This window comes from Streptomyces sp. NPDC001348 (genome assembly GCF_053597535.1).
Window position 1 is genome coordinate 70,122 of record NZ_JBSFIK010000042.1, and the last position, 10,294, is coordinate 80,415.

A 10,294-nucleotide genomic window follows, 5' to 3' on the forward strand; every position below is an offset into this window, starting at 1 on the left:
CGGCAGACGGACGGGGTGGGCCGGACGTACGGCGGGCGGCGGGTCTCCACGTCTCGAGCTGCGAACCTCACCGGTTCGAAACGTGGTGGCGCAGGTGACATGGTGCGCGGATCTGTCGTGCAGCCGACTCGGAAATCACGAACCAAGGCCGGTTCTCCGACAGGGATATTGAGGTGATGACCGTGGATCGTCAATACTCCTCGCAGGAGAAATTTCCGACTGGCCTACGAAACTTTCGACATGGGGTAAGCACACGGTGCCCACTGGTGCAGCCATCGGCGGATCGCGGCGGGTTGGGGCGAGACCAGGGCGACTGCGGGCGCTGATTACTCAGTGCCACGGACGTCGGTGGCAGAGTCGGCCGAGTGTCCGCACCGCCCGCCCGTCGCTCCGCTCCCGGTCAAGTGGCGTACAACCGGTCGTTTGACGGTAAGGCGCGCGCTGTCCGGGGTGGAGGGGTGCGAAAGGTTCGGCGTTGACGGCGATACATGCGAGCGGTGCTGACGCCGTTCGCCCTCTGCAGGCGAGGCTGACGGAGGTCCCACTGAGATTGCCGACCTGCACCAGATACTCGCGTATTCCGTTGCTCCGGGCCTCGACGAGGGCCACCTGGTGTACGCCAAGGGCAACGCACCGCACGCGGGTCGGTTGGTGCGGCACTCGGGATCGCGCTGCATCGACACGCACTCGACCTCGATCGGCTGATCTACGACGTGGAAGACGAGGACCCGGCCGCCCTGGCCCGCCTGCGGGCCGCCGACGAGGCCCTGCGCGCCCAGCGCGAGGACCGGCACCGCGCCGACGCCCTCCTCTCGCTCATCGGCAACCTGGTGGAGGACTCCGGGAACCGGTGACCTCAGGGCCGTGACGGTGCTCCCAGCGGTTGTGCGCGGGCAGGACCTGGTGTGGAATGCGTCGCGATCCTCGAACCGGTGGCGAAGGGCACGTGACCTACGGTTCGACCCTCGCCGGAAGGCGGTGACCCGCTCGTCCGGATACCCGGGCGGTGGCGACCACGCGTCAGGGTGTGCCGGGCCGGGACTCGTAGTACAGGCAGTGGAAGCGGCCGTTCTCCTCCCTCCCCGCAGGGTCGCCGCCCAGTGCCCGCACCGCCGCGATCGCGTAGCGCCGTTCCCGTTCGTCGGTGAAGAGGCGCTGTGGATAGGTGCGGGACACATCGACTGTCGTGTTCAGGCCATGCATGGCCAGTGTCCGGGCGATCGGCTGGTACGACACCGTCCTCAGCACGAAAGCGCCGACCCACACCGGTCTGCGGGCGCCGTCCAGCAGTGCCGTGAATGTTCGGTCGGTGACGTAACTGCCCCCGCCCGTCAGGGTGATGAGACCGACCTCGGCGAGGGCGCGGCTCAGGCCGGGGCTGGGGGAACGCTGCTCGAGATCGTCGGTGAACGCGGCGTCCAGCAGACCCACCTCGAGCGCGTAGCGCACGGCGGGGGCCGAGACGTCCAGGCCGAGCACCGGTGCCGCGTCCGGCCGGCGCCGCGCCCTGTAGAACGCCCGGTCCCATGCCGTCAGTTCCTCCGTCGACATCGCCTGGCCATCAGGGGAGGTGTACCGCTCGTACATCTCGGCCAGCGTCACGTCGTGATTGAGCAGCGCGGCGTTGATCCCGTACGAGCAGCACAGATCCAGCACCGCCGGCCTGTGGGTGCGGGTGTCGTCGAGCGCGGCCCGTTCGGCGGCGGCCTGCCGGAAGACCGGCTGGGCATGGTGCGGGATCTCGTACTCCAGCGGCGCCAGCCGCCTGAAGTACGCCCGCGGGTCCGGGCTGCCGTACACATCGTCGAACCGTGACTTGCCGTCCGATACGCCCCCGTTGCCGACAGAGCGAGGTGTGGCCATGCCGAGATCCTCCTCGCACGACGCTTCCGTCCCTCCATCATGTCTCGCCCTTTTTGTCTGCAATGTCCGCCACGCCGGGGTTGGATCAGGGGTGCGGCTTCCAGGGCTGGCCGAGTGCTACCGGTCGTGCGGCGGGGTTGCCCGTCCCGGACCCGCGGATGTCGTCGTCCGGGCCGGGACGGGAAGCCGCAGCGACATCAGCCAGCCGACGGCTGCCAGCGCGGCCATGCCGGTGGCCGACACGGTCAGCGCCTGCTCCCTGGCATGTGCGTTGACCCGTACCAGCCCGTCGGCCGCGGTACCCGTGATGCCCCGTGATCTCGCCTTCGCTCGCAGCACGTCGTCGGACAGGGCGGTGACCTGGACCTGCTGCTGCACCGACCGCGTCACCAGCTCCTTCTGGCCGGTGGAAAGGGCGCTGCTGTCGCGCACCCCGCCCTCGAACGCGTACAGCAGCGCCGTGGTCATCAAGGCACCGGCGAGCGCGACTCCGAACGAACTCCCCAGGTAGCCGGCCGTGTAGGAGAGCCCGGTCACGTCGCTCACCTCGTCGCGCTCAGGCGCTGACTGGACGAGGTCGGTGAGCGCCGTGGCCATGCCCCGGCCGAGCCCGACGAGGTAAATGCCCGGTGCGAGCGCCAGGCCGACCACCGTCACTCCCTGCGCGTGCGGACTGAACAGGACGGCGACGGCGACGCAGCCCGCGCCCAGGCAGACGAACGCGCCCATCGAGGCGGCACGGTGGGTCATCCTCCCCCGTGCGATGCGCCGGGCGGTCGCCGGGGCGGCCGTCATCAGCCCCAGAGTGATCGGAAGCAGCACGACTCCGCAGCGCAGCGCGCTGAATCCGAAGGTCGTCTGCAGGAAGACCGGTACCAGGAAGAGCATGCCGTTGGGCACCAGGATCAGCATCAGCTGGGCCGCGATCCCGGCCCGGACCGCGCGGTTCCGCAGCACCGTCACTCGGATCAGCGGGTCCCTTCCGCTCTTGACGAGACGCAGTTCCCACCCGGCGAAGGCGGCCAGGACCAGCAGCCCCAGGCCCGCCAGGACGGGCACGGGTGACAGACCGCCGCGCTCCAGCAGCGTGTGGCCGAGCACCACGAAGTCCTGCCGGGCCCTGAGCAGGCCGTATCGTCCCGCGAACAGGGCCGATACGACGAGCAGCACCAGTCCCGTCGTGGACAGCAGCACCCCGCGCACATCGAAGCGTTGCCCGGGGCGTCCCGGGAACGCCCCGGCGTCGCCCGTACGCCGTATGAGCCATGTCACGGCCAGGGTGAACACGGCTCCCAGGAGGAACGACACGCGCCAGGTCAGATAGTTGGTGACCAGGCCGCCCAGGACGGGGCCGGCCGCCGCACCGATTCCGGACGTCATGGCCAGCGTGGACAGTACCTTGGTACGTACGGCCCCGGAGAAGGTCTTGGTGAGCATCGCCATCAGCGAGGGAAGCATCAGCGCGACACCGAGCCCCTGGAGCAGGGACCAGCCGAGCAGTATGAACGGCAGGCTCGGGGCGGAGGCGGCGACCAGCGCCCCCAGGACGAAGAGTCCGCCGCCGCGGACGAAGGTCCGCCGGTACCCGTGGCGTGTGCCGAGCTTGCTTCCGCTGATGATGAACGCGGCGACCACCAGGGCGTACAGCGAAATCGCCGACTGCACGCCGACCAGTGTCGTACGCAGGTCGCCGACGAGGGCCGACAGGGCCACGTTCATGGCGGTGGCCGTGTAGTTGATCACGAGGTTCTCGGCGGCGAGAAGGAGGAAAAGCGTCCTGGCGGCCGACGAGGTCCACCCTTCGACCGGTTCGCTGAACCGTCGCCCTCTGTCTCGCCCGTGCACGAATGCGTCCTGCCGTTCGCTCGTTCCGCCCTGGGGCAGGCCCGCCGCCACCAGGCCCGGCCCTTGTCGCCGGCTTCCCGGTTCAGAGTGCACGCCGTGCACACCGCGGGCCGACGGGACGCGCCAGGACCGGACCCGAGCGGGCGCATGGCCCGCCGACCCCGGTCCGGGACCGGGGCGTCCGTCAGCGGGCGAACTTCTCGACGGCCTCCGGCGTGACAGGGGTGAAGAAGTTGACGAGGTTGCCGTCGGGGTCCCGGAACAGCAGCGACCGGTTGCCCCAGGGCATCGTGGTGGGCCCGTTGACGAAGTCGGTGACGAAGCCGGTCAGGTTCCGGTGCACGCGGTCCACGTCGTCGACGAGGAACTCGGTGATCACGCTGTGGTTGTCCGCCGGGCGGGCGGAGCCCGGGGCGAACAGGGGGACGGTGCGGGTGCCGGCGATCGCGAGGGTGGCGCCCGGGGTCCTGAGTTCGGCGAAGTCCTCGGTGGCCCACGCCGCCCGCACCCCTGTGGCCCGCTCGTAGAACTCGACGAGACGCGCCACGTCGCCGGTGATGATGCGGATCGACACGAATTTCATAAGGGTCTCCTTGACCGAGCTGGAGTCGTGCGCTCCGCAGGCTAGGAGAAATAGTGGACAGAACCAGTCCTGTATTCGCACTAAGCTGCGAACATGTCTCGATCCACCGGCCGCGTGCTGACGCTCCTCGAGCTGCTGCAGTCGGGCGGCACCCGGACGGTGGCCGAACTCGCCGAGCGGCTCGGCGTCGACGGGCGCACCGTGCGGCGGTACGTGGACCAGCTGACCGACCTCGACGTGCCCGTGGAGTCGGTGCGCGGCCGCTACGGCGGGTACCGCCTCGCTCCCGGTTACCGTCTGCCGCCGCTCATGCTCAGTGACGACGAAGCGCTGGCCGTGCTGCTCGGCCTGGTCGCCGGCCGCCGAGCGGGACCGACGACAGCGGGACACACGGCGAGCGAGACGGCGTCGGCGAAGATCCGGCGGGTGCTGCCCAAGCACGTGGCCCATCGGCTCGACACGCTCCTGGAGGCGCTCAGCTTCACGGACCGGCCCGGCGAGTTCGACACCCCGGACGGCGGGGTCCTGCTCACCATGGCCGATGCGGTGCGCCACCGCAGGCCGGTCTCCCTCAGATACACCGACGGCGACGGACGGCGCAGCGAGCGCACCCTGCACGCCTACGGAATCGTCGCCCACGCGGGCCGCTGGTACGTCACGGGCAGGGACGCCGGGATCGGCGAGGACCGAACCTTCCGGCTCGATCGCATCGCGGACGCGCGGACCCTGCCCGGCACCTTCGAAGCGCCCGAGGGTCCCGGTCCGGCACAGCGCGTGCTGTCAGGGTTCGCCACGGCCGAGTACCGGCACGAGGTGACCTTGCGGATCCACGGGACGGTCGAGCAGATCCGTGCCCGCCTTCCCGCCGGCGTCGCCTGCCTGGAGGAGCACGGGCCGACGGCCGGCGAGGACCGGGCGGCCGAGTGCTGGCGGCGCGTCGAGCTACGGGCGGAGCGGCTCGACTGGCTGCCTCCGGTACTCGCCTCACTCGACCGGCCGTTCGTCATCGAGCGCCCCGACGAACTCCGCGGCCTGGTCGCCGCGTTCGCCGATCGCCTCGCGTCCTGCGCCCGGGCAGCCGCGCCGGCCCGCGGCGAGCGGTTCCACCGGGACGGGACCCCGGCATGAGCGCGGCCGTCGAGCCGGCCACGCCACCCGGTGGTCGGGTGCGGTCAACGGCCGTGATTTTCTCATGCCTTCGGTGTGATCCCCTCGCTGCCGTGGAGCCGCGGGCGGTTCCATACTGAAGGTTCGTCAGCGGGTCGGCGGGCGGTAACCGCACTCCCGGCCGGCTCCGACAGCCCGAGGAGGTAGGTTGACCGTGATTCCAGCCACGGAAGACTCCCCCCTGCGCGTGCATCACCTGTGGTCCCTGCGCGAGGACACGGCGGTCGGGTGGGACGAGGAGGGCCGGACGCTGGTGCTCAGCGGTCCGCAGGGCACGGAGCGGGTCGAGGACCCCGCGCCCGCGGTGGCCGAGGCGCTGCGCCGGATGGAACTCGGTCCCGTGCTGCTGGCCAACCTGCTGCAGCCGGACGACGTGGCGGTCCCGGCGCACGACACCTACACGGTGGTCCTGTCGGTGCTTCGGGGGATCTCCCACGTGGTGATCAGGACGCTGTCCCTGGAGGATTTCAAGGGGCCGGTGCTGTCGGTGGTGCCGGAGGGGCCGACCGCCAGTTTCTCCCTCGTCCGGCTGTCGGCGCAGCGCAGGGTGCGGCTGCGGCCCACCGTGACGATCACCGTGCGAGGGGACGGGTTCCTGGTGCAGTGCCGCACCCAGGACCATCGGGTGGAGATCCACCGCCCCGAGGCGATGTGGGTGGTCTCGCTGCTGGCCTGGCCCATGACACCGGACGCGATGGTCGAAGTGCTGCCGCTGCCCGCCGAGTTGACCCTGTCGATCCTCGGCTATCTGGCGGGGGCCGGGATGACGGTGGCCGTGGGCTGACCGCGCCACCGCCCGGGGCGGGGACGGGAGCCGACGGGACCGGTCACAGCAGCCAGCCCGACTCGCGGGCGATGCGGATCGCGTCGACCCGGTTACGCCCGTTGAGCTTGGTCACGGCAGTGGTGAGGTAGTTGCGCACCGTGCCCACCGAAAGCCGGAGCTGCTCGGCGATCTCCTGTGGTTCCGTGCCCTGCGCGGCCAGCTGCAGCACCTCGGTCTCCCGGGTGGTCAACGGGCTCTCGCTGCCGCCCCAGGCCGCCAGCGCCAGTTGGGGGTCGATCACCCGCTGGCCGGCGACGACCCGGCGCACGGCCTGGGCGAGTTCGCTGGGCGGCGCGTCCTTGAGCAGGAATCCGGAGACGTGCGCGGACATCGCCCGGCGTAGCGTGCCGGGACGGCCCAGGCTGGTGAGGATCAGCGTCCGGCACTCGGGGACACGGTCGTGCAGGAGTTCGGCCGCACTGAGCCCGTCCAGGCCGGGCAGGTCGATGTCGATGATGGCGACGTCCGGCCGGTGTTCGCGCGCCGCGCTCAGTATCTGGTCGCCGCGCTCGAGCTCGGCGATCACTTTCAGGTCGTCCTCCAGGTCGAGCAGAGCCACCAGTGCACCGCGGACCATGTGCATGTCCTCGGCCAGGAGGATCCGTATCATCGTCGCTTCCCCCGTTCCCCCGCATACCTGAAAGTGTCTGGATCCTACCCAAGCGCATGCGACGTCGGTGTTTCGTCAACAGGCCTATATCCGGCCAAGGTTGCTCACGCCACGTGGTCGGCCCGGCCGTAGGGCCGCTCGCGCTCCGTGATCTCACCCGGGCCCGGATCGCCGGCCCGGGCCTCCTGCACCGGTGCCTCGGCGGTGATCCGGAAGACGTCCACGTCGGAACCGTCGGGGAAGCGCCGAACGATCAGCCGGCCTCCGATGTCCTCCAGCCGCCGCTCGAGATTGCCCAGGCCGCTGCCGCTGTGCGGCGACGGGACGTGATGCCCCAGCACCAGGCCGTCGTTGACGATGGTGAGGCTGACGAGATCGTCCTCGACCGCGGCGGAGATCCGGCAGTACGAGGCCTTGGAATGCCGCAGCAGGTTGGTGACGCCCTCGCGCAGCACCGTGGCCAGCACGGTGGACGTCGCCACGCCCAGGCGCTCGGCGGAGTCGTCGATGTCGACGGTCACCGAGACCCCGGCGGCGGCCAGCACCGACTCGGCGGAGGCGATTTCGGAGGTGAGGGACATCTCCCGGTAACCGCTGGCGACCCGGCGCACATCGGCCAGTGCCTGGCGGGAGATGACGAGTACCTCGTCGACCTCCTCGCGGGCCCGGAACGGGTTGGTCGGGATGAGGCGGTGGATCAGCTCGTTCTTGAGGGTGATCGCGGAGAGGCTGTACCCGAGCAGGTCGTGCAGGTCCCTGGAGAACCGCAACTGTTCGTTGCTGACGGCCATTCGGGCCAGATCGGCGCGGGCCCGGTGCAACTGGTCGACCAGGCAGGTCAGCCGGCTCAGGCCGTACACCACGAGACCGGTGAGCGCGGTGGTCTGGCACATGTACACCAGGTCGACGACGCCCCGGTGGTTCAGGATGCCGGGGACGAGGAGGCTGAGCGTCGTCAGTCCGTACAGCGTCCAGCCCACCCGTAACGGCAGCAGAAGCAGCAAGGAACCGGCGAAGAAGCCGGCCATGGCGCCCCAGGACACTCCGAACCACATCAACGGCAGGTAGGAGAGGACCCCTTGGGCGATCAGGCTGGGCATCTTGGTGCGCAACCGTTTCTCGAAGATCCTGCGTGACGAGTGCACGAGTTGCAGCAGGAACACCAGGAGCAGGCAGACCAGGGCGAGGGCCAGCTTGTACGCACTGAGCCGTTGGGAAAGGATGTTGAGGAAGGTGATGACCAGGTAGCAGACCAAGGCGGCCACCAGAACGCCCCGGGCTGTTCTGGTGGCCGCATTGCTCTGGTCCTGCGATTGGCCGGAATACGATGGAGACCTGTTCGGATCGGTACCGTCCATCTCTCGTCCGACCCCCCCTCGTGTCTCGAATTCCGGTTCGGATCCAACCGGCGTCATTCTAGACAGCGCACGATCGGGGACTGGTGCAAAGTGCCCAACGGGACGGTCGGGCAACGGTCCGGAAACAGTGGCGTCATACGAAGAGCGGGATCGGGTTCAGCTGCTCGTACGGTGTGGGCCGGGAGAGGCGTCCGAGCGCGACCGGTACGTCGAAGAGCCTGCCGGGGGCGTACCGGGCCCAGAAGTGCCGGAGTCCCGGCACCAGCACCTTGACCACCGGCATTCCGACGTCCGGCCGGGTCTGGTCGAGGACGAGGAGCTCCAGGCCCTTGGCGCTGACGAGCTCGGTGATGGCCTTGACGTCGTCCAGCAGATCGGTGCGCACGACGTAGGTCCAGTCGCCCGGAGTCCGTGGCCGGGTGGCCGGATCGGGCGCCAGATATGACTGGTTGGCGAGGGTCGCCTGCCGCCACCAGCGAACCGGGAGCGGATCCGTGATGCCGTAGCCGCCGCCGGGACGGCCCGCGCCCACGGCCGGCAGCAACTGCCCCATCTCGGTGAGCGCGCGGCGCAGCGCGAGAGCGGGGTCGAAGTGCGCCCCGAAGCCGAAGACGATGTCCTCGGTGGGTCCTTCCGTGCGCCGGGACAGCGCCACGACAGCGGGGACGCCGAGGTCGGAGGTGAGGTCCAGCGCCCATATCTCACGGCCCAGCTTCCGGTATCCGTGGCGCAGCCGCTCGATGTAGGGCTCGTCGAACGAGTCCAGGTCGATGGCCGGCTGCCGGGTGCGGTTGTACCACCACAGGGCGACGGCGTCCCGCTCCACCAGTTCCAGGAAACCCTGCAGCAGGGCGTCCTCCGGACTGCTGCCCGCCGCGTTGCCGTTGGAGTCGGCGTACGGTCCTTGCGCGGAGGAGGCGCCGGACGTGAAGTAGAGCATCGACGTGGGCAGGAGCCGGTGGCGCCGCTCGGTCAGGGACCACACCGGTGTCCACTCCACCGGCCGGTTCTCGTCGAAGGGCTCGGGCACGTGGTGGAAGGGCGAGCCGGAGCGGTTCCAGCGGTCCCGCTCGCGGAACTGCCGGTCCGCGTACAGCTGGCAGGAGTTGGGGTGCAGGGCCTGGTCGCCGAGGGCGCGCAGGGTGTCCGTCACGACCGGTTCGTCACCGTGCCGGGTGCCGCTGTAGCGTTCCACCGCCTCGCACAGCGCGCTGGCGCGGGCCTCGCTGTCGGTCAGGCCCTTGCCGCCGCTGAGCGAGCGCAGCCCGGCCGGCCCGCGCTCCCGCATCGCGAGATTGCGTCCCGACACATAGGTGGTGGCGAACTCCGGTGCGCCGGGGGAGGGTTCGAGTACCGGAACGATCCCGGTGACCGGGCTCACCAGGTGCCCGTAGCGCTCCAGCAACTGGTCTGTGGTGAGCGCCCGGTGGCCACCGCCGCTGTGCCCGGCCTTGGGCCGTGACACCGGGACGAACGGCGCGAGCACGCGTCGGCTCGTCAGTCCGGGGTCGCCGCAGGAGGGGCACTGCGGGATACGGGACACGGCGTGGACACGGGTCCGCAGGTTGAGCGTGTCGACCGTACGCACGGAGGCCTGGTCGGCGTAGCGCAGACCGGCCAGCCACTTGGCGGCCTCCAGGACCGCGCCCTGCGCGGCCATGGCGCGTCCCGCCGACAGCGAGGCCATCGGCCGGCCGAGCGGGCGGTCGAGCCCCAGGGCCTGCTGCAGCGATCCCTCGTATCCGCGGTGCTGCTCCAGCCGGGCGGCCAGGCACGACCAGCAGGGTCCCTGGTCCGGCCGGAAGAACGGACCGATCCAGGGTTCGTAGCCGCACAGCCGGGTGAGCAGCCACGGCCTGCCCGCCGCCCGGTGCTCGGCGTCCACCCGCTCCAGCTCCGGGGAGAGGTAGTCGTCGCACAGGACCAGCGTGAGGTCCGCGTCCGAGTCGCTCACGTCGATGCCGGACTCGGCACCCGCCGCGAGCACCGGTTCCGCGTCGACGCCGGTGAGCGGCAGGACCCGGAGCCGGGAGCCGGCCAGC

At 70.4% G+C, this 10,294-nt stretch carries 9 protein-coding genes; 3 read left to right on the plus strand and 6 right to left on the minus strand.

Going from position 1 to position 10,294, the window contains the following annotated elements; genetic code table 11:
- Positions 1 to 713 precede the first annotated feature (713 nt).
- A complete protein-coding gene (locus tag ACWC21_RS33200; protein ID WP_450887280.1) occupies positions 714 to 854 on the plus strand; it encodes a hypothetical protein in 141 nt (46 codons plus the stop codon).
- Positions 855 to 1,020: 166 nt separating this feature from the next.
- Here the strand turns inward: ACWC21_RS33200 and ACWC21_RS33205 are convergent, their stop codons facing one another.
- The 3 genes from ACWC21_RS33205 to ACWC21_RS33215 all read right to left on the minus strand — a co-directional run bounded on the left by ACWC21_RS33205 (position 1,021) and on the right by ACWC21_RS33215 (position 4,291).
- A complete protein-coding gene (locus ACWC21_RS33205; RefSeq protein WP_450887281.1) occupies positions 1,021 to 1,863 on the minus strand; it encodes a hypothetical protein in 843 nt (280 codons plus the stop codon).
- A 117-nt stretch (positions 1,864 to 1,980) separates the two neighbouring features.
- Positions 1,981 to 3,708, minus strand: coding sequence for an MFS transporter (locus ACWC21_RS33210; RefSeq protein WP_450887283.1), 1,728 nt, complete (start codon positions 3,706 to 3,708; stop codon positions 1,981 to 1,983).
- 184 nt (positions 3,709 to 3,892) lie between these two features.
- Entirely contained in the window at positions 3,893 to 4,291 is a 399-nt protein-coding gene (locus ACWC21_RS33215) for a VOC family protein (protein WP_450887285.1), read from the minus strand.
- Between the two features lie 93 nt (positions 4,292 to 4,384).
- Between ACWC21_RS33215 and ACWC21_RS33220 the strand changes: the two genes are divergently transcribed.
- Positions 4,385 to 5,419 carry a helix-turn-helix transcriptional regulator gene (locus ACWC21_RS33220; protein WP_450887287.1) on the plus strand — a complete coding sequence of 345 codons (1,035 nt, stop codon included), beginning with the start codon at positions 4,385 to 4,387 and terminating at the stop codon, positions 5,417 to 5,419.
- 187 nt (positions 5,420 to 5,606) lie between these two features.
- Complete coding sequence (locus tag ACWC21_RS33225; RefSeq protein ID WP_450887289.1) at positions 5,607 to 6,242, plus strand: NADH oxidase; 636 nt, start codon at positions 5,607 to 5,609, stop codon at positions 6,240 to 6,242.
- 43 nt (positions 6,243 to 6,285) lie between these two features.
- Here ACWC21_RS33225 and ACWC21_RS33230 read toward each other — a convergent pair whose 3' ends face one another.
- The 3 genes from ACWC21_RS33230 to ACWC21_RS33240 all read right to left on the minus strand — a co-directional run.
- A complete protein-coding gene (locus ACWC21_RS33230; protein ID WP_450887291.1) occupies positions 6,286 to 6,894 on the minus strand; it encodes a response regulator transcription factor in 609 nt (202 codons plus the stop codon).
- Positions 6,895 to 6,998: 104 nt separating this feature from the next.
- Entirely contained in the window at positions 6,999 to 8,159 is a 1,161-nt protein-coding gene (locus ACWC21_RS33235; RefSeq protein ID WP_450887293.1) for a sensor histidine kinase, read from the minus strand.
- A 226-nt stretch (positions 8,160 to 8,385) separates the two neighbouring features.
- On the minus strand, positions 8,386 to 10,294 hold a 1,909-nt coding region (locus ACWC21_RS33240; RefSeq protein ID WP_450887295.1), incomplete at its 5' end, for a TOMM precursor leader peptide-binding protein.